Origin of the sequence: Bartonella sp. AA97HXZ, assembly GCF_042196985.1 — a bacterium.
Classification (GTDB): Bacteria; Pseudomonadota; Alphaproteobacteria; order Rhizobiales; family Rhizobiaceae; genus Bartonella.
The window spans coordinates 1-19,034 of record NZ_JBHIRC010000003.1; the positions used below are offsets into that span (position 1 = coordinate 1).

19 protein-coding genes and 3 pseudogenes are annotated in these 19,034 nt (G+C 40.7%); 12 read left to right on the forward strand and 10 right to left on the reverse strand.

Translation table 11 applies throughout. The features are described 5' to 3' along the window. The 12 genes and pseudogenes from ACFINE_RS02780 to virB11 form a co-directional block, all read left to right on the forward strand. A pseudogene (locus tag ACFINE_RS02780) lies at nt 1–254 on the forward strand (hypothetical protein); the annotation flags it as partial. 295 nt (nt 255–549) lie between these two features. Beyond that, complete coding sequence (locus ACFINE_RS02785) at nt 550–954, forward strand: EexN family lipoprotein (protein WP_375620962.1); 405 nt, start codon at nt 550–552, stop codon at nt 952–954. Nucleotides 955–980: 26 nt separating this feature from the next. Next, nucleotides 981–1,220, forward strand: a complete 240-nt coding sequence (locus ACFINE_RS02790) for a hypothetical protein (RefSeq protein WP_375620963.1) — start codon at nt 981–983, stop codon at nt 1,218–1,220. Between the two features lie 27 nt (nt 1,221–1,247). After that, nucleotides 1,248–1,652 (forward strand): EexN family lipoprotein, encoded by a 405-nt coding sequence (locus ACFINE_RS02795; RefSeq protein WP_375620964.1) that lies wholly within the window; start codon nt 1,248–1,250, stop codon nt 1,650–1,652. A 26-nt stretch (nt 1,653–1,678) separates the two neighbouring features. Further along, nucleotides 1,679–1,921 (forward strand): hypothetical protein, encoded by a 243-nt coding sequence (locus tag ACFINE_RS02800; protein WP_375620965.1) that lies wholly within the window; start codon nt 1,679–1,681, stop codon nt 1,919–1,921. 27 nt (nt 1,922–1,948) lie between these two features. Continuing rightward, nucleotides 1,949–2,353: an EexN family lipoprotein gene (locus tag ACFINE_RS02805; RefSeq protein WP_375620966.1), complete on the forward strand. Its 405-nt coding sequence runs from the start codon at nt 1,949–1,951 to the stop codon at nt 2,351–2,353. A 26-nt stretch (nt 2,354–2,379) separates the two neighbouring features. Then, entirely contained in the window at nt 2,380–3,309 is a 930-nt protein-coding gene (locus ACFINE_RS02810; protein WP_375620967.1) for a type IV secretion system protein, read from the forward strand. Between the two features lie 37 nt (nt 3,310–3,346). Beyond that, complete coding sequence (locus tag ACFINE_RS02815) at nt 3,347–3,631, forward strand: type IV secretion protein VblB7 (RefSeq protein WP_375620968.1); 285 nt, start codon at nt 3,347–3,349, stop codon at nt 3,629–3,631. Beyond that, on the forward strand, nt 3,628–4,299 hold the full coding sequence (locus ACFINE_RS02820) for a virB8 family protein (RefSeq protein WP_375620969.1): 672 nt from the start codon (nt 3,628–3,630) through the stop codon (nt 4,297–4,299). Before ACFINE_RS02815 ends, ACFINE_RS02820 begins: the two co-directional genes overlap by 4 nt. A gap of 2 nt (nt 4,300–4,301) precedes the next feature. Beyond that, the gene (gene virB9 / locus ACFINE_RS02825; protein WP_375620970.1) at nt 4,302–5,153 is read left to right on the forward strand and encodes a P-type conjugative transfer protein VirB9; all 852 of its coding nucleotides are present in this window, start codon (nt 4,302–4,304) and stop codon (nt 5,151–5,153) included. Nucleotides 5,154–5,180: 27 nt separating this feature from the next. Continuing rightward, the gene (gene virB10 / locus ACFINE_RS02830; RefSeq protein WP_375620971.1) at nt 5,181–6,359 is read left to right on the forward strand and encodes a type IV secretion system protein VirB10; all 1,179 of its coding nucleotides are present in this window, start codon (nt 5,181–5,183) and stop codon (nt 6,357–6,359) included. Nucleotides 6,360–6,376: 17 nt separating this feature from the next. Continuing rightward, a complete protein-coding gene (gene virB11, locus ACFINE_RS02835) occupies nt 6,377–7,429 on the forward strand; it encodes a P-type DNA transfer ATPase VirB11 (RefSeq protein WP_375620972.1) in 1,053 nt (350 codons plus the stop codon). Between the two features lie 813 nt (nt 7,430–8,242). Here the strand turns inward: virB11 and ACFINE_RS02840 are convergent. The 10 genes and pseudogenes from ACFINE_RS02840 to ACFINE_RS02885 all read right to left on the reverse strand — a co-directional run. Then, complete coding sequence (locus ACFINE_RS02840; protein WP_375620973.1) at nt 8,243–8,449, reverse strand: type II toxin-antitoxin system RelB/DinJ family antitoxin; 207 nt, start codon at nt 8,447–8,449, stop codon at nt 8,243–8,245. 200 nt (nt 8,450–8,649) lie between these two features. After that, nucleotides 8,650–8,895 (reverse strand): annotated as a pseudogene (locus tag ACFINE_RS02845) (HigA family addiction module antitoxin). A gap of 119 nt (nt 8,896–9,014) precedes the next feature. After that, nucleotides 9,015–9,236 (reverse strand): hypothetical protein, encoded by a 222-nt coding sequence (locus ACFINE_RS02850; protein WP_375620974.1) that lies wholly within the window; start codon nt 9,234–9,236, stop codon nt 9,015–9,017. 310 nt (nt 9,237–9,546) lie between these two features. Beyond that, on the reverse strand, nt 9,547–10,524 hold the full coding sequence (locus tag ACFINE_RS02855) for an RNA-guided endonuclease InsQ/TnpB family protein (RefSeq protein ID WP_375620975.1): 978 nt from the start codon (nt 10,522–10,524) through the stop codon (nt 9,547–9,549). A 23-nt stretch (nt 10,525–10,547) separates the two neighbouring features. Beyond that, nucleotides 10,548–10,742 carry a helix-turn-helix domain-containing protein gene (locus tag ACFINE_RS02860; RefSeq protein ID WP_375620976.1) on the reverse strand — a complete coding sequence of 65 codons (195 nt, stop codon included), beginning with the start codon at nt 10,740–10,742 and terminating at the stop codon, nt 10,548–10,550. Then, nucleotides 10,739–11,360, reverse strand: a pseudogene (locus ACFINE_RS02865) (IS607 family transposase). The gene ACFINE_RS02860 and the pseudogene ACFINE_RS02865 overlap by 4 nt, the downstream one beginning before the upstream one ends. A gap of 344 nt (nt 11,361–11,704) precedes the next feature. Further along, nucleotides 11,705–13,078, reverse strand: a complete 1,374-nt coding sequence (glmM, locus tag ACFINE_RS02870) for a phosphoglucosamine mutase (RefSeq protein WP_375611769.1) — start codon at nt 13,076–13,078, stop codon at nt 11,705–11,707. Nucleotides 13,079–13,631: 553 nt separating this feature from the next. Beyond that, complete coding sequence (gene ftsH / locus ACFINE_RS02875) at nt 13,632–15,794, reverse strand: ATP-dependent zinc metalloprotease FtsH (RefSeq protein ID WP_375613212.1); 2,163 nt, start codon at nt 15,792–15,794, stop codon at nt 13,632–13,634. Between the two features lie 114 nt (nt 15,795–15,908). Then, entirely contained in the window at nt 15,909–17,396 is a 1,488-nt protein-coding gene (gene tilS / locus ACFINE_RS02880) for a tRNA lysidine(34) synthetase TilS (protein ID WP_375620977.1), read from the reverse strand. Nucleotides 17,397–17,414: 18 nt separating this feature from the next. Continuing rightward, nucleotides 17,415–19,034, reverse strand: a 1,620-nt coding sequence (locus tag ACFINE_RS02885) for a tol-pal system protein (RefSeq protein WP_375620978.1), incomplete at its 5' end; no start/stop codon positions are given.

The window sequence follows — 19,034 nt, forward strand, 5'->3', positions numbered from 1 at the left end:
GAGGGATAGGAACTTCAAAAAATTGTGAAAACCTAAGAGTAGCAGGCGCTGAACTTGAGAAAGAACGTCAGGCAAAAATTGCAGAAGAAAATCGTAAAAGAGAAGAAGAAGATATAGCTGAAATGAGAGCCAGACTAAAAAAAATGGAAGCTAACACTAAAAAAAAATTAGAAGAACAAAGAGCAAAACGACGTGCTGAGGAAGAACAAGAAGCAAAAGAGCGCGCGGCAAAACAACAACAAAATAACCATTAAGACATAATGAAGAGCGGAGCATCTCAATGGCAGTAGAAAGCAAAGGCATATTCACTTGGATAGATAATACTGTAATGCATTCCCTTACAAAAACAATGGATAGCGCCATTACACATTGCTATTGCGCTTTAGCTGCTCAACTTAAAGAACCTTACAGACTATACAATAGATTTATGGCAAGATTATGTCGCTGCTCTAGATTTATCATCACTGGTTATAAAAAACCGATAACCTAGCATAATTTAAAAATTGTGCTCAAACCTTGTAAAACTGAAAGGAAAAAGGGGAAATATTGATGAATAAAGTTCTCATAACAACATTGCTACTTTGCACAGGGCTCATCACAGCTGGATGTGAAAAAACCTATAGCGTCGCTGAATTTAAAAAAGATGAAAAATTACGCCTAGAGTGGGATGCTAGATGTGGATTTGCAGGAACTTCAAAAAATTGTGAAAACATGCGGTTAGCATTTTTAGAACTTCAAAAAGAATATGAAGCAAAAGCTGAAGAAAGAGAGCGTGAAGCGGAAGAGAACGATCGCAAAAGATATGAAGAATTTATGGCGAAACAAAAAGCTTGGATTGAAAAAATGAGAGCTAATACTAAGAAAATACTAGCTGAACAAGAAGCAAAGCGACGTGCTGAGGAAGAACAAGAAGCAAAAGAGCGCGCGGCAAAACAACAACAAAATAACCATTAAGACACAATGAAGAGCGGAGCATCTCAATGGCAGTAGAAAGCAAAGGCATATTCACTAAGATAGACAATATGTTGATGGACCCCCTTACAAAAATAATAGATAGCGCCATTACACATCGCTATTGCGCTTTAGCTGCTCAACTTAAAGAACCTTACAGACTATACAATAGATTTATGGCAAGATTATGTCTCTGCCCTAGATTTATCATCACTGGTTATAAAAACCAGAACACAGCAGAATCTAAAGATTGTGCTCAAAACTTGTAAAACTGAAAGAAAGAAGGGGAAATATTGATGAATAAAGTTCTCATAACAACATTGCTACTTTGCACAGGGCTCATCACAGCTGGTTGTGAAAAAACCTATAGCGTCGCTGAATTTAAAAAAGATGAAAAATTACGCCTAGAGTGGGATGCTAGATGTGGATTTGCAGGAACTTCAAAGAATTGTGAAAACATGAGGTTAGCATTTTTAGAACTTGATAAGGAACGTCAGGCACAAGCAGCAGAAAGAGAGCGTCAAGCGGAAGAGAACAATCGCAAAAGAGATGAAAAAGATATGGCTGAAATGAGAGCCAGAATTAAAAAAATGAGAGAAGAGAATCAAAAATTCCTTGCTGAACAAAAAGCAAAAGAGCGCGCTGAAGAAGAACGAAGAGCAAAAGAGCGCGCGGAAGAAGAACAACAAAATAACCATTAAAACATAATGAAGAGCGGAGCATCTAAATGGCAATAATAACGAAAGGCGTATTTACTGACATAGATGATATGTTGATGGATCCCCTTGCAGAGGCAATAGATAGCACCATTACACATCGCTATTGCGCTTTAGCTGCTCAACTTAAAGAACCTTACAGACTATACAATATATTTATGGCAAGATTATGTCGCTGCCCTAGATTTATCATCACTGGTTATAAAAAACCGATAACACAAGCAGAATTTAAAGATTGTGCTCAAACCTTGTAAAACTGAAAGGAAAAAGGGGAAATATTGATGAATAAAGTTCTCATAACAACATTGCTACTTTGCACAGGGCTCATCACGGCTGGATGTGAAAAAACCTATAGCGTCGCTGAATTTAAAAAAGATGAAAAATTACGCCTAGAGTGGGATGCGAAATGTGGATTTGCAGGAACTTCAAAAAATTGTGAAAACATGCGGTTAGCATTTTTAGAACTTCAAAAAGAATATGAAGCAAAAGCTGAAGAAAGAGAGCGTGAAGATGATGAAAAGTTTCAAAAAATGATTAGAGATTCCGAAGCCAAAATGAGAGCCAGACTTCAAAAAATGGAAGCTAATACTAAAAAAAAATTAGCTGAACAAGAAGCGAAAGAGCGTGCTGAGGAAGAACGAAGAGCAAAAGAACGGGCGGCAGAAGAACAACAAAATAACCATTAAGACATAATGAAGAGCGGAGCATCTCAATGGCAGTAGAAAGCAAAGGCATATTTTCTTATATCGACAATATGTTGATGGAGCCCCTTACAAAGACAATGAATGACGCCATTGTCAATCTTTCATCAAGCTTAGGTGCTCCGCTTAAACTGTCTTGTACAATTTACATTATATTTATGGGCTACAATATCATCTATGGGCGCTCTTCCATGCCCTTATGGGAATTTATAGTGACAACTTTCAAACTCGGCATCGTTGTTTCACTTGCCACAAACGCTGCTCTTTATAATGAGTGGGTCAGTGGTATATTTTTCCATGATCTGCCGAATGCCATTTCAAATGTCACACAAGGAGCACATGTGGATCGAAATGTATGGGACAATATGATAAACAAAGCTGGAGCACAGGTTTTGGACGCAGCAAACCAGTACACAGGTCTGACTCAAATGGGGAAGTTTATTGCGACATGGATTGCTGGTTTTATCTGCCTAGTTGCTGCTATCTTATTTTGTCTAGTCGGTTTTGTTGTTTCATTATTTGCTAAATTGGGTTTGTTTCTTGTCCTATCAATAGGACCACTCTTCATAAGCCTCTATATATTTTCCTCAACCAGAAAATTCACAGAAGCATGGTTAGGGCAAGTTGCAAACTTCATCATTTTATATGTGTTAGTCGTGCTGCTTGGTGGTTTATATGTTAACATTTCAATGGACGTTTTTTCAGCAGGTATTAAAGATATCTTCACTACTTTAATTCAGTTCTTGGTTGTTGGTATTGGTGGTATTCACCTTTTCCTCAGACTCCCTGATATCGCATCAGCTTTAGCCTCTGGGGGGGCTTCTCTTACAGGATCAGGACCAGTCGCTAAAACAACGGCTCAACTAACAGGTAAAGCTGCTAAAGCAACAGCCAACACGATAGCAAAGGGCATTAAAAAATTAGCATCACTATTAAAATAAAAAACTAGCATCACTATTAGCAAAGGTCTAAGTTCAAATGCGGGAATTTAAAAAAATTGGGATTATCTTACCATTTCTCTTTCTCAGTGGCTGTGTGTCTTCACCAAACACACTGAAGTCACTCCCAAAATGTGATGGATATTCTAAACGTCCACTCAACAGATCAATGTGGAATTGGGAAGGGAAAAAACCCACGCCCACGCCAATCATCATCAGTAACAACACCCCTTCACCCGTAGAAGGTAAGCTGGAAATGCTTCTGGCACAAAAATTAACGGATGAAGAAATCAAATCTTACAAAAATTGCGGGCAAAAAGCATGAAAGAAAAAGACATAGAACAATACATTGCTGAAGCGCGCTCGTTTGATCAAGATCGCATGCTCGCCTCACGCCGCACCACCCGCGTCTCGCTTGCCATTGCCGGCATCGCGGTTGCTGTTGCAATAATGTCTTCTCTCGCGGTCATCACCCTCACACCCCTTAAAACCGTGGAACCTTTTGTGATCCGTGTAGACAATTCAACCGGCATCACCGAAGTTGTGGAAGCCTTAAAAGAAGGTCCCACCAATGTCGATGAAGCAATCACACGCTACTTTGCTGCAAAATATGTCCGCTCCCGTGAAGGCTTCACCACAGAAGAAACACAACACAACTTCCAAACCGTCTCCCTCCTCTCTTCTTCAGAAGAACAGGAAAGATTTGCCAGCTGGTATGGAGCAAGAAATCCCCAAAGTCCTCAAATTCTCTATAAACACGCCGCTGTTACAATAACAATAAAATCAATCTCCTTTATCAATGACGATGTTGCCCAAGTGCGTTACTACAGAACCATTCACGACAACGACAACAACAAAGAATTCATCACCCACTGGGTTGCAACACTTACCTTTGAATACATCAATGCCCCTATCTCTGTCCAAAACCGTTTGATAAATCCTCTAGGGTTTATTGTTAGTGAATATAGAACCGATCCGGAAGTGGTCAACTGATCATGACAAAAAAAATTCTTTTTCTCATTCTTAACATCGCTATTACCCTTTCTTTAACGCCTAGCCATGCCAGTATTTTTCCCACCCGTGCGCCAAGCGATAGCCGCATTCGCTTTATCAACTATGATGCCTATAATGTCACAAAAATTATTGGCTCCATACGCTCATCGGTACAAATAGAATTTTCTCCCAATGAAGAAATTGCCCATGTGGCAATTGGCAACAGCGTTGCATGGGAAGTCGCCCCCGCTGGCAATATTCTTTTCCTCAAAGCGCGGGAAGTCCAACCCATTACCAATCTCCAAGTCGTCACCACAAAGCTTGATGGCTCAAAGCGCTCCTATCAATTTGAACTGATGGTCAAAGATGGAGAAATTTCCTCTGGACAAGAAACATATTTCCTTGTGAAATTTCGCTACCCACAAGAAGAAGCAGAACAAAGAAGACTCGCAGCCCTTATGCGACAAGAAAAACAACAAGCCCAGCGTATCGATAATGTCTTCAACGCTTCTGAAACCTACGGACCTCGCAATTGGGCTTACACCGCTCAAGGATCGAGCGTGCTCGAACCCTCCTCCGTTTATGACAATGGCAAAACAACAACATTTACATTTCCAGACAACCAAGAAATCCCTGCCATTTACATTGTCAGCAATGACGGTACAGAATCGCTGGTTCCCAAAACCACGAGAGGCAACATGGTGATTGTCCATGCCATTAGCGCACGCTTCACCCTAAGACAGGGAAAAAACGTCCTATGCGTCTTTAACGAAGCCTATCAACCAAAAGGCACAAATCCAAATACCGGAACAACCTCACCATCTGTTGAACGTAAAGTTGCATCAGATCTTTAAATAAGCGGGAATTGAAGGGGACAACACATGAGTGATAAACCAATCATCGAAGATCGCGGATCTATTGGGGATGGCAAAAACAATAGCGCCAAAAGCGCCGGCAAAAAAATAGTTGTCGCAATAGCCTGTATAGGAATCTGCGGCTATGTGCTCTGGAACATCTTATCCACCCCCACAGAACAAAAAGACACCGCAAAAGCTCATAAAAAACAAGCACAAAACTTTCACAATTCCCTCGCCCCTTTAGAGCTCGCGCCCTCTGACCCGCGTGCCAACATAGCGCCAATAACCTTACCACCCCCACAACCACTCGCACAAGAACCCAAAAAAGATGACCCACTACTTGATGCCGCAAGACGCGCCCCTGTCTTAGCTTTTGCCAAAGGCTCTAAATCTCAATTAAAAGACATCGTCAACACGACTCTCAACCCCTTTGACAAATTCCATGCCCTTGAAAATCTCGCGAATGCGCAAAATTCTCCTGCCCTTCAAGACACACAAAATTTTGCAACCCTATTAAAGCCTACCAAAACAGAAGAAGCAAAAGCAAAAGCAAAACTCATCGGCAATAGAAACTTTATCATCGCCATGGGAACCTCTATTCCCTGTATCTTAGAAACCGCATTAAACAGTGAGCAACCAGGCTTTGCAAGCTGCATCATCAACCGTGATATCCTCTCTGACAATGGGCGCGTTGTTTTGCTTGATAAAGGAACCCAAGTGATTGGCGAATACCGCGGAGGGATAAAACAAGGTCAATCTCGCCTCTTTGTACTCTGGACAAGAGCAAAAACCCCAACCGGTGTCATCATCGACCTTGCCTCACCCGCAACCGACAGTTTAGGCAGAGCCGGTTTTGATGGCAACATCAACACCCATTGGTGGGAACGCTTTGGCTCTTCCCTTTTGTTGACCGTTATTGATGGTGCCACAACAGTTTTAACAAATAAAATAGTAGGCAATTCCAATAAAGAAGGTTCAAACAACTCTGGAGGCGGCGGTTTTGAAGGCGCAAACAACACTGGAAAAGAGGCCGCCAGTATTGCTCTTGAAAATCAAATCAACATCCCTCCTACCCTAGAAAAATTTCAAGGCGAACTGGTCAACATCTTTGTAGCAAAAGATCTCGATTTTTCCTCTGTCTATAAACTAGTCGTAAAGAGCAAAAGAAACCGCTCTACTCCCAGCTATTCCTTTTTTCATTAAGCCAATAAAGTCACATTATGCCATCAGCAAAAAATGCAGAACGCGCCTCCATCGTTTTAACAAAATTAAAGATCTTAGATGACTTCCTCAATGATGACAATTTATTTGAAATTGTCATCAATCGCCCTGGCGAAGTAATTGTTGAAGGTCCAAATGGTTGGCAAACCCACATCTTAAAAGAGCTAACCTACAGCGAACTAGAAGGGATTGCAAAAGTTGTTGCTGCCTACACAACACAAAAAATCAGTGTAGAAAACCCCGTTCTCTCCGCAACACTGCCAAACAACGAACGCATACAAATTGTTATGCCTCCAGCAGTTGCAGCCAATACCATTAGCATGACCATTCGTAAACCTTCATCACGCACTTTTTCTCTTGAAAGTTTACATGAAAACAATCTGTTTTCTGTCGCCCAAAACACCAGTTTCACACCCACGCAACAAATGACAGAACGATTATCCGAACTCTCTGATACAGACAAAGAGCTAACAGATCTCTTTATCGCCAAAGACTTTAGCAACTTTTTAGAAAGAGCCGTTATTACACAACAAAATATCTTAATATCGGGCAAAACCGGTTCTGGTAAAACAACCCTCTCCAAAGCTTTGATTGCAAAAATCCCTGACTATGAACGAATTCTCACCATTGAAGACACACCAGAACTTGTCGTTCCGCACGCCAACAAAGTGCAGCTCTTTTATTCAAAAGATAACCAAGGCTTAGCAAAAGCAGGCGCAAAAGAACTGCTTGAATCAGGATTACGCATGCGCCCCGACAGAATCCTTCTACAAGAGCTGCGTGATGGTACAGCCTTTTACTACATCCGTAATGTCAACTCTGGTCACCCCGGCTCCATTACCACCGTCCATGCCTCAACAGCCCTTGCAGCCTTTGAACAAATGACCCTTTTAGTCAAAGAAAGTGACGGTGGTGGTAATTTAGCACGCGATGATATCCGCGGCTTATTAATCTCGATGATTGATGTCATCATCCAATGTAAACGCCTCGAAGGAAAATTTCGTGTAACAGAAATCTATTACGATCCTTTCAAACGCCGTGATGCTTTTTAAAAAAACGCTACCCCTCACACCCTTTTTTATAAGCAAAAACTATACCAATAGAGCTTTCTTAAAAACACGATTAATCGCTTCAAGTTCAGTGTCAATAATCGAAAACAACAAGTAAAAAGAAGTAAAAATATCATCCCCATTCCCAATCACGAATGCGCCCCACAGGAAAACCAAAACGTGCCGAAAATGATATCTATAACCCTATATTTTTTCTGATTTTTTTTTGACATCAATATTTGCAGGAATATCGATACAAAATTTAGTATCAGTTTTACCTTTAGCTTCAGACAAAAGCTTCACAAACACCTTTTAATATACGAGGTCCTGCTTTATGTGCCTTATCCATTATTATTCTTTTCGATATTCATCAAGGCGCAGTTAAATTTTTCTTCAATGCATTCCTCTCTGATTTTGTCAAATTACCTCAAGATGATTGACTGTAAATATCTTCGATCAACACCGGAATATTTTGACCACCCCAAAAGGGTATAACCTTATATCCCCCACTTTTACTCTTATGCTTTTAAACCTAACTTTCCTTGGCTTCACCTCATTCCTTGCATAAAACCACCAACATCTGAATGAGTAGCAATAAAAGAAACAATATCAAATAATTATTCAGGCGATATGCCTTCTTCTTTCACAGAAATTCAATAAGCTGCCATTTCAATCACGGTTTGCATACATCATTCAATATACGGAAAACACCCATAACGATAATGATGTAAATGAAAAGCTCATTTGAAGTGAATGATCAGAAATATCAAATATCCAAATGACAAAACAAATCTTACCTATCTTCAGCTATATCTCTTAACCCTTGTCACTTTTCTCAAAAGTTTTAAGCGTTTTCGCATGAGGAATATACATATCAAACGGCAATCCTCTTTCATCAACAACTTTAGCTAAAGAAATTCGTATGAAATCAGACACCGTAAGTCCTAAACTTGCTAATATTTCACCAGCTTCTTTTTTACGTCCTATCATGTGGGTTCGTACAACGTCTTTTGTCACACCCATATTAAACTCTTTTGATTAGCTCTCTTGTGTCATATGGCTTAATAGGGCTTATACAGCATAAGGCTTTATCCTTGCCCTTACCGTATCATATCTATTGATCTTGCACGCGCTATTGCGTTGATTTTCTCCTGTTGTCTCTGTTGCAAAAACTTAACTGCCATTTGAAACTCTTTTATGCAATCTTGATCATGAGACTGTTGTTAAAAAATTGCTTTTGATAGATCATAATTTGTTTGCATAGCAAGCCAAGCATGTGCTGTGCTTACACCAGCCATTTCAAGCCTAATAGCAAGATTAGCACTCATAGCGGCTTTTCCATTTAAAACTCTAGAAAGTGCTACACGAGATATACCAAGCTACTCTGCTGCTTCATTAAAGGATAAACCAAGCTCTTTGATCACATCTTCTCGCAATAATTCACTGGGATGTGAAGGATTCTTCATCATTGTTTAGATCTCCTTTTTGATGATAATCCAGATAATCAACCATTTCGACATCTATGCTATCAAAGCGAAATATTACGCGACAATTTCCATTTACAGTAATTGACTAATAATCCTTGAAATCACCCTTTAGCAGATGTAATCAAAAAGACGGATAACTCAAAATCTTTTGGCGATACATCTCCTTCAAGAGCACTTAGAATACGCTTTAATTTTTGAGCATGGGCTGTTCTAATCCCTTCAGTCGTACCAGTATTATAGAAGGCTTCAATCCTTTTATGTTTAAATCTTAAAATTGTAAATGAATATAGAGTGTACCCTTCCAAAATCCAAAAAATGTTCATTATTTTTACATCACATAGCTTTTTTTACTTTATAAATATTAGAACTATCGTGAAAAAAATTGATCATTCTCATCTCTTTCTCATTATTCTACTAATTATTGGAAAAGTATAAGTTCATAATTAGGAGGAGCTAAACGTAATAGGAGCGTATCATATCTCCAATTGGCAGCGGCACTTAAAAACATCAAGATGATATAACCACAATACTCATTGCTGTTTGATGTTCATGGGGCGCTGCACCCGCTGTATGTCCAGTAAAAAGAATGAATAACACTTAAACTCCGGTTCTATCAAACTTATGTAAATATAATCATTTCTGATTAAATATACTGTTGATTTCCTGCTTCTTCGAGGCTGGTTTCACCAAAGTCACAGGACATTGGCCAGAGCCTTCCTCTCCACAGGCTGACACGGTGGAACTCACCGCCAAGTTTTTTAAATTAATCGCGGCATTAATGTCTCGATCATGGTTCGTACCACAATGAGAACATCTCCACTCACGTATGTTAAGAGGCAATTGTTCAATCTTACATCCGCAATGATGGCAGATCTTACTGCTCGCATACCAACGATCTGCAATAACAATCTGTCGACCATAACGTGCCGCCTTATATTCCAATTGACGGCGAAACTCGAAAAAACTTTGATCTGCAAGGGCACGCGATAAATGCTTATTTTTCAGCAAGCCTTTTACATGAAGATCTTCCAGACAAAATGTACCAAAACGCTGAATTAAATCTGTTGTAACCTTATGCAAATGATCTGTTCTGATATTACTTATCCGTGCATGAAGCTTAGCGAGTTTTTGTTTCTCCTTATAACGATTGCTCGAGCCTTTTTGCTTACGGCTTAGCCTTCGTGATAAGCGCCGTAAACGATTTAGCAAAGCCTTATAAGGTTTAACGCCTCCTATGGTTTCTCCTGTCGAAAGCGTTGCAAGTGCATTGATGCCCAAATCAAGACCAACAATAGCTTGGTTCTCGCTCAGTGACTCTTGATTATCTGTTTCAACGCTAAGACTTACAAACCACCGATCCGCTTTACGGCTAATGGTTGCTGACAAGATCTTTCCTTGAAATCGCAATTGTTCTCGCAGACGAACCCAACCAAGCTTGGGAATTCTTATCTTGAAACCTTGCAACTGTACTTGATCATTGGTCAAAGTAAAACGATCGTGCACTCCTTTCTTTCTAAAAGTGGGATATCGGCTTCTCCCTGAAAAGAAATTCTTAAAAGCCATACCCAATTGAATAATTGCCATTTGTGGAGCATTTTTAGTGACTTCCATTATCCATGGAAATTATTCTCGTTTTAGAGAATTGAATTGTCTACGTAGCGCATAGTCATTAGGCTTTGTAAATTATTATCTTTCTTCCATGCTTCATATTGCTGCTGCCATTCCTTCAGTGCCCAATTATAAGCAAAGCGCGCGCAACCACTGGCTCGAGCCATGTAGCTTCGTTGTTTATTGTTTAAGTCTAGAGCTATTTTGTGAGCAACAATCATTGCGATGCTTCTACAGCTTGACGAACATTTTCTAATAACTTTTGATTTTTTCTCGAACGACTTCCATAAAGACGAGCACTGAAGACAGTAATAATTTCTAAAACATCTTTGGCTAAATCTTCTTCAAAACTGCTTTCTTCTCCTTGATTGAGAATGACAACCTCAACTTGTTTGGCTTCACAAATGGCGAAGACCAATTCCGCACCAAAGCGCAATAAACGATCTTTATGCGTAATCACCAAACGACCTATTTCATTTTCAATGAGAGCATCCAATAAACGTTTAAGACCTTTTTACGATAATTCATCCCTGACCCTAAATCAGAGATGAGTTCATAAGTCCAACCTTGGCTTGCGCAATAAAGCTCGAGAACCTGTTTTTGTCGCTCTAAATCGTCTTTTTGATCATGGCTCGATACACGCGCATAAGCAATGGTTTTTCTTTGTGATAGTTCTCTCGAATGAAAAGCCCAGATCTAAACCTAGATAGGTCATAACGGCGGTGACCTCCTGCCGTATGCTCAGAAATAATTTTGCCTTCACATTCCCAACGGCGTAGAGTGCTGATCGAAACACCCAAAACTTGAGCGGCCTTACCTATCCCAATAAATCTATCCATAATGTATATTATTACACAGATATAAATAGATTATAAGTAAGCTGGTAAAGCCCCCACTACAAACTCTGTTAAACTAATAACCGGTTTACGAATAAGTAAAAGAAAAAGGAAAATCAAAAAAAAGCATATTTTTCATATCTTACGAACTATAGAGAAATCTATACGCATTGTAGTTATTAGAATTAGACTTTTCCCTTTTTTATTTAATTTGTTCGTAGATAGAGTATCCATTACCGTTATTACATCACTAACAGAGTTAATAATCATACCTTTTGTAATTGCCAAAATCCCGCATTAAAATCAGACCTTTATTCAAAGATGATCTGATAATTTTTTCAAAAAATTCAAGATTCCTCAAGTGCAGTCCCCATGCGTACATCATGATGAATAATAACATCCATCAACTCTGTCACGACAGTGTCCAATACTTCTCGTGCATCGCCTTCAGCCATAAGGCGGATAACCGGTTCCGTTCCAGAAGCGCGGATCACCAGCCTTGCCTCTTTTCCCAACCGCTTCTCTGCTTGATCAATGGCCGCTTTGACGGGATTTTTTTTCAAGACATTTTTATTTTTAATCGTTACATTTTTTAAAATTTGCGGTACAGGTTCAAACCGTTTACACAATTGGCTCATAGGGCTTTGACTTTCCTTCATACAGGCTAAAATCTGCAATGCAGCCACCAAGCCATCACCCGTTGTACCAAAATCACTAAGCACGATATGGCCAGAAGCCTCACCACCAACATTATATCCCTTTTGGCGCATGGCATCGACAACATAACGATCTCCAACTTTTGTCCTTACAAGGTGCAACCCTTTGCTATTCAAGAAACGCTCTAGTCCAAGATTTGACATAATCGTTGTGACAACACCATTGCACCGTAATCGTCCCATTTTATGCCAATTTTCAGCAATTACAGCAATTAACTGATCTCCATCAACCGTTTGTGCTTTTTCATCAACAATGAGAACCCGATCTCCATCTCCATCAAGAGCAATCCCCACATCAGCACGCACTTCATGCACTTTTCGTTTTAAAGAGCTTAAATCGGTTGATCCACATTTTTGATTAATATTGGTCCCATTGGGCTCATCATGAATAGCAAAAACCTCAGCCCCCAATTCCCATAAAGCACGGGGAGCCGCTTTATAAGTAGCCCCATTGGCACAATCCACAACAATACGCACAGTATCTAAGCGAACATCACGCGGCAAAGTTCGTTTGGCATATTCAATATAACGATAAATATCTCCCTCAACCCGTTTTGCATAACCAATTTCGGCAGAACTTGCTAAAGACTTTGAAAGATCTGTATCGATCAATTGTTCAATTTTCGCTTCCATATCATCTGAAAGCTTAAAACCATCAGGACCAAAAAGTTTAATTCCATTATCATAGAACGGATTATGAGAAGCAGAAATCATCACCCCAAGATCCGCGCGCAAAGAGCGGCAAAGCATTGCAACAGCAGGCGTTGGCACTGGCCCCAATAAAAAAGCTTCCATCCCCGCAGCAGTCAATCCTGAAACCAAAGCGTTTTCCAACATATAGCCCGATAATCGTGTATCCTTGCCAATCACCACACGATGAGATTGATGTTGTGAGCGAAATAAAACCCCTACAGCCATCCCCACCTTCATGGCAAAATCGGGTGTCATAGGAAATGAATTGGCTTTCCCCCGAATTCCATCTGTACCAAAATATTTTTGCACCATGCCTCTTTCCTTTAATATATAATTCTTCCCTTGGCTTTTCCTTAAAACCCTAACAAGCCCCCTTGGTACAATAGTCCTCCTCTCCCCGTATAAAATCAGATCATTGATCTTAAATCTTCATGCATTTAGACAATCAAGCCCCCTATTCACCATCTACACATCTAAACTACTCTCAAGCAATTATGTTTACACCCTTACACATAAAAGCAATATTATCTCCTCAAAATGCTCTATACATCCCTTTAACACAACCAACGGATAATTTCACACCCTTGCTAAATCCGTAAAGAAATCCAGCACCAAACCTCATACCCTACCAAATCAGCAAGGAAATCTATCGCCTAACCTTACACCCCCCTACCACATTAGAAAAGCAACAGTCCACCTCGCCTTGTAGCATGCTAAAGCCGCCATCATACAACGGCTTTGCTTAATTTTTTGCTTCCATATTTTTGCAAATATTACAAGAAAGGCGCAAACAAAACTTGCGCCTTTCTCAAAGAATTTAGAAGTTTTCCTAAAACATCGTCACTCAAGCGATATTAAACAGTTCTTATTTTTCTTTATCATGTCCCGCAGTATTGGACTTCTTTTCAGCATTACTTTTAGAGCGGTTGACTGATTTTGTAGTACCTTTTGTGCTTTGTGCTTTTTTCTCAGTCTCATCCGATTGCACTTCTTTAGACTGAGCCTCCTTAGGCTCAACATTACCGGATTTTGCTGTTTTTTTCCCAACAGCTGCCTCTGCTTTGCCTGCCTCGCCTTTATCTGTCTCTGCTTTATGAAGCACTGTTTTAGGGGCTGCTTCAGCGCTTTTTTCATCTACCACTGTTGTCTCTGTCTTCATTTTTCCAGTTTTTGGAACAGAAGACCCCCGTGGCGCAGCACCCTCATCTTTCTGTGTGCGTGAAGGAGGCTTTCCTGCAATAACTTCGTTAATTTCAGCTCCCGTTAAAGTCTCATATTCCAACAAACCTTGTGCCAAAGCAAACCATTCTTTTCTTTTTGTTTTCAAAATGTTTGTCGCATTTTTATAGGCATCATCAATAAGCTTACGCACTTCCATATCAATCATGCGCGCTGTTTCTTCAGAGACATTTTGTGTTCGCGCAACAGAATGACCCAAAAAGACTTCATCTTGGTTATCGCCATAAGCTACATTTCCAAGCAGATCAGAAAATCCCCACCGTGTGATCATCGCGCGAGCTAATTTCGTTGCTTGTTCAATATCAGAAGAAGCACCAGATGTGATATTTTCCTTTCCAAACTTTAATTCTTCAGCCACACGTCCACCCATCATAATGGCCAGACGAGAAATCATCCACCGATAACTCATAGAATAGCGATCGCCTTCAGGCAATTGCATCACCATTCCCAATGCTCTTCCCCTTGGAACGATTGTTGCTTTGTGAACAGGATCAGCAACCGGCACATTAAGAGCCACAATAGCATGTCCTGCTTCGTGATAAGCAGTGAGTTCTTTTTCCTCTTGTGTCATAGCGGTTGAACGACGTTCAGCCCCCATCATCACCTTATCTTTGGCATCTTCGAATTCTTGCATCGTGACAACTCTTTTATTACGGCTCGCAGCCATAAGAGCAGCTTCATTGACCAGATTCATCAGGTCTGCACCGGAAAATCCTGGTGTTCCCCTTGCCAAAATTTTCAAATCAACGTTAGGCGCTAAAGGCACGTTGCGCACATGCACTTTCAAGATTTGTTCACGCCCAGAAACATCAGGGTTTGGCACAACAACTTGTCGGTCGAAACGCCCTGGTCTTAACAAAGCGGGATCAAGCACATCGGGACGGTTTGTTGCGGCAATAAGAATAATACTTTCATTGGGCTCAAACCCATCCATTTCGACAAGCAACTGGTTTAAGGTCTGTTCACGTTCATCGTTTCCACCGCCAAGACCAGCCCCCCTATGGCGCCCAACAGCATCGATTTCATCAATAAAGATAATACAAGGTGCATTTTTTTTAGCCTGTTCGAACATATCGCGCACACGGCTTGCCCCAACACCAACAAACATTTCCACAAAATCAGACCCTGAAATGGTAAAGAATGGCACATTGGCTTCACCGGCCACAGAACGTGCTAGCAAAGTTTTACCGGTTCCTGGAGGACCAACAAGCAAAACACCGCGTGGGATACGCCCCCCTAAGCGTTGAAATTTTTGTGGTTCGCGTAAAAATTCAACAATTTCTTGAAGATCTTGCTTTGCTTCTTCAACGCCAGCAACATCTTTAAAGGTAATACGTCCTTGCGCTTCATTAAGCAATCTTGCTTTCGATTTCCCAAATCCCATTGCACCGCGTGATCCATTTTGCATTTGCCGCATAAAAAAGACCCACGCCCCCACGATAATAATAACAGGTAATAAGGAAAAGAGGAGATTGAGGAAAATGCTATTTCCAGAGCTTTCAGGAATAGCTTTAACATTAACGTTTTTGCTTTCCAATTTTTGTATCAAACCTGGATCGCGAGGAGCATAGGTTGAAATAGCTCTATGTTCAATGGTTTTTCCTGTTAATTTTTGACCTTGAATGGTCACAGATTTCAACTCATTATTCTCAACTTTTTGCAAAAATTCAGAATAGGAGACTTCTCCACCACCAGAACGTTGGCTATCTCCATTAAAGAGAGAAAACGACACAATCAAAATCAATGCAATAACTCCCCAAATAAGGAGAGAGCGGTAATTGGAATTCATATTCAGCCCACTTAATCAAATATAGATTTCAAACAGTTCCCCTTAACATATAACCTTGTCAGCCCCTTGCCAAGGGATGAGAAGCTGTTTATTTTCTTTTAGAGTAATTTTCCTTTATCTTTTCACCTCAATATTAAAAAAAGGTTCCACAACATTCACCAAGGCTGCATCTTCTCGTGAGGAAAGCCAATCGAAAGGTGCCATAATCCGCTTGACGATAACATGTTTATGAACAACTGCTTGAGAAATCAACTCTGGAATATCATACCCTTTATGATTTGAGATCATCAGCAGCGATTGTAAAGAGGGAAAATGAGGCTTTTCAAGCTCAAAATCGCTATTTTTTAATAAAAATTTCAGCTGTTCTAAATTTGCGGCTCCAACCTTTATAGCCTCATATCCATGATTTGTGATATGATAGCGCCCATCCCATATAAAAGTTTTATCTGGCTCAACAATAGCCTCTTTCATATTTCGCCCTTCACGCCACAAAGAAATTCCCTGCTTGTTATATTCAATAACAGAGCCCGCATAAGTAAAACGCCGCTTTTCTGAAGAATCGAGACAGAGTTTTTGAACAAGCATGCTTAATTTCTGATTGGGGAGCAAATAAAATCCCCCTCCCATCAGCACAGCAAAGAGCCCCACCACAAAAGGAAAACTGGAATGTTTCTGTAAAAACAGCGCAGGCTTTGCTATGAAACAACGCCCATGTTGGACAGTAATATCCAGCGCTAAGATCAAATCAGCAATATTTTGCGCGTGTTGACGACGCTGCAATGCGGCTTCATTTATTTTTTGAGCAATATAAGCCAATTTTTGTGGAGAAAGAGATTGACGCACGCGCACACGTTCAAAATTGCGATCTTCATTGGTTGGATCATCAATCCATGTTTGTCCTTGTAAGCGTAAATAATTCCGTAATGTTTGGCGTTTTACACCAAGGAGTGGCCGAATCAAACGCACTTTTCTATGCAACAGCGCCTCACGCGGAATACAGGATAAACCACGTTCATAGAGGGGACCATAGTTTTTTTCGGCAATATTTTTTCTTGTTTTTCTGGTATGATCCTCATCACGTATACCCTCGGCTTCACCGCGCAAAATACCAGCAAAACCACTGGCATAAACCTCATCGCGCATGGCAACAGCTCCACTATATAAAGCACCTCTATTCTTTTGGAGACGTTGATACCGCATTTGATAGGTCTCAACCTGATCATTGAGTGTATGCCCCGTCATAATAAGTGATGCGCCTTGTTTTTGTGCTTCTTTAACCAAGAGATCATAGCGTGCAACACGCGCGCTGGAAGCAATATGCGTCTTTGGCTTTTCGCCTTCCCATCGCACAGTGATATGTTGAATATCATGGACACGACAAATTTTCGCAACAGTTTCTGCCTCACGCATCGATTCTTTACGCAATTGATGATCAACCGTGACAACAATCATTTCTGGAGGAAATACAAGTGTTTCCAAATGCTCTTTGACCAAAAACATCAAAGCCAAAGAATCACTTCCCCCTGAGACGGCAAGAATCAACTTCTGACATTGAATAAAATCCGATGTTTTAAAGAGATTTCTTGCCAGTCTAACGCACACCGAAAACGACCTCGCTGTTTATTTTGCAGGTTTACAAAAAACAGATGCTAATGTTTGTTGACGTTTTGATTTTTTCACAAAATGAGCACAATCGTCTTTATTTGGCTCAAGAGCGACCATACTTCTTGCTAATTTCAGTAAAATCTCGGAGGTATAGAGCTTCTTTTTATCTGCATACCATGCGGTAAGATAAACTTGTGCTGCTTCATGATAGCGTTTTTGCCCCAACAAAGATTCGGCCAACCAAAATAAAGCATCATCACTCAAAGAATCTTTTTTGTAACGATTTTGAAAAGCGCAAAAGCTTTTTTCAGCATCAACATAGTTAGCAGAACGAATAAAATCATACCCTTCCTTATACAAAGCTTTAGAAGAAGAAAGATTGTCACTCTGATGTGCTTCAATTGGAGCACTTACTTCATGCGCTTTGTTAAAAGGTTGACTGTTTTCATGGTCATGGCTCTCCACCTTAGCTTCCACAGCAGTAACCTTTGTCTGATCACCTGTACTATGGTCCTGCTCCATCTCTTCCTTTACAGTCTGAGATTTTTCATCTACAGCAGACTTTTCAAAAGAACAAGAATAAACAGAAGAGGCTTCTGTATCAAAAAGCTCGTGAAACTGCTTGTTAACATTTTTTAAACTGTTATGCTCAAGCACCATTCGTATCTTATGCAAAAGCTTATCTAAATCATAATCTTTAAATAAAGCCTGTTGATTCTCTAAAATAATCCCTTGGTGCTCCGCAACACTAGTAGCTTTTTCTATCACATCAGATGCTGCTTTATCGGCTGCTTCAGGTGCTTCCTTCATAGCATCAACAGCCTTATTAACAGCGTCAGTGGCTTTTTCCGCCGCGCTAGATGCTGCTTTATCGGCTGCTCCAGGCGCTTCTTTCATAGCATCAACAGCCTTATCAACAGCGTCAGTGGCTTTTTCCGCCGCATCAGATGCTGCTTTATCAGCTGCTTCAGGCGCTTCCTTCACAGCATCAACAGCCTTATTAACAGCGTCAGTGGCTTTTTCCACCGCGCTAGCGGCTGCTTCAGGTGCTTTCTTCACTGCATCAACAGCCTTATCAACAGCGTCAGTGGCTTTTTCCGCCGCGCTAGATGCTGCTTTATCGGCTGCTTCAGGTGCTTCCTTCACAGCATTGACAGTCTTATTAACAGCGTCAGTGGCTTTTTCCGCCGCGCTAGATGCTGCTTTATCGGCTGCTTCAGGTGCTTCCTTCACAGCATCAACAGCCTTATCAACAGCGTCAGTGGCTTTTTCCGCTGCATCAGATGCTGCTTTATCAGCTGCTTCAGGTGCTTCCTTCACAGCATCAACAGCCTTATTAACAGCGTCAGTGGCTTTTTCTATCACATCAGATGCTGCTTTATCAGCTGCTTCAGGTGCTTCCTTCACTGCATCAACAGCCTTATCAACAGCGTCAGTGGCTTTTTCCGCCGCATCAGGTGCTGCTTTATCGGCTGCTTCAGGTGTTTCTTTCACAGCATCGACAGCCTTATCAACAGCGTCAGTGGCTTTTTCCACCGCGCTAGATGCTGCTTTATCAGCTGCTTCAGGTGCTTCCTTCACAGCATCAACAGCCTTATCAACAGCGTCAGTGGCTTTTTCCGCTGCATCAGATGC

What these genes read in the sequence shown, in the direction of transcription:
- ACFINE_RS02785 (WP_375620962.1), top strand. Translation starts at nt 550, where the DNA reads ATGAATAAAGTTCTCATAACAACATTGCTACTTTGCACAGGGCTCATC.
- ACFINE_RS02790 (WP_375620963.1), top strand. Translation starts at nt 981, where the DNA reads ATGGCAGTAGAAAGCAAAGGCATATTCACTAAGATAGACAATATGTTG.
- ACFINE_RS02795 (WP_375620964.1), top strand. Translation starts at nt 1,248, where the DNA reads ATGAATAAAGTTCTCATAACAACATTGCTACTTTGCACAGGGCTCATC.
- ACFINE_RS02800 (WP_375620965.1), top strand. Translation starts at nt 1,679, where the DNA reads ATGGCAATAATAACGAAAGGCGTATTTACTGACATAGATGATATGTTG.
- ACFINE_RS02805 (WP_375620966.1), top strand. Translation starts at nt 1,949, where the DNA reads ATGAATAAAGTTCTCATAACAACATTGCTACTTTGCACAGGGCTCATC.
- ACFINE_RS02810 (WP_375620967.1), top strand. Translation starts at nt 2,380, where the DNA reads ATGGCAGTAGAAAGCAAAGGCATATTTTCTTATATCGACAATATGTTG.
- ACFINE_RS02815 (WP_375620968.1), top strand. Translation starts at nt 3,347, where the DNA reads ATGCGGGAATTTAAAAAAATTGGGATTATCTTACCATTTCTCTTTCTC.
- ACFINE_RS02820 (WP_375620969.1), top strand. Translation starts at nt 3,628, where the DNA reads ATGAAAGAAAAAGACATAGAACAATACATTGCTGAAGCGCGCTCGTTT.
- virB9 (WP_375620970.1), top strand. Translation starts at nt 4,302, where the DNA reads ATGACAAAAAAAATTCTTTTTCTCATTCTTAACATCGCTATTACCCTT.
- virB10 (WP_375620971.1), top strand. Translation starts at nt 5,181, where the DNA reads ATGAGTGATAAACCAATCATCGAAGATCGCGGATCTATTGGGGATGGC.
- virB11 (WP_375620972.1), top strand. Translation starts at nt 6,377, where the DNA reads ATGCCATCAGCAAAAAATGCAGAACGCGCCTCCATCGTTTTAACAAAA.
- ACFINE_RS02840 (WP_375620973.1), bottom strand. Translation starts at nt 8,449, where the DNA reads ATGGGTGTGACAAAAGACGTTGTACGAACCCACATGATAGGACGTAAA.
- ACFINE_RS02850 (WP_375620974.1), bottom strand. Translation starts at nt 9,236, where the DNA reads ATGAACATTTTTTGGATTTTGGAAGGGTACACTCTATATTCATTTACA.
- ACFINE_RS02855 (WP_375620975.1), bottom strand. Translation starts at nt 10,524, where the DNA reads ATGGAAGTCACTAAAAATGCTCCACAAATGGCAATTATTCAATTGGGT.
- ACFINE_RS02860 (WP_375620976.1), bottom strand. Translation starts at nt 10,742, where the DNA reads ATGATTGTTGCTCACAAAATAGCTCTAGACTTAAACAATAAACAACGA.
- glmM (WP_375611769.1), bottom strand. Translation starts at nt 13,078, where the DNA reads ATGGTGCAAAAATATTTTGGTACAGATGGAATTCGGGGGAAAGCCAAT.
- ftsH (WP_375613212.1), bottom strand. Translation starts at nt 15,794, where the DNA reads ATGAATTCCAATTACCGCTCTCTCCTTATTTGGGGAGTTATTGCATTG.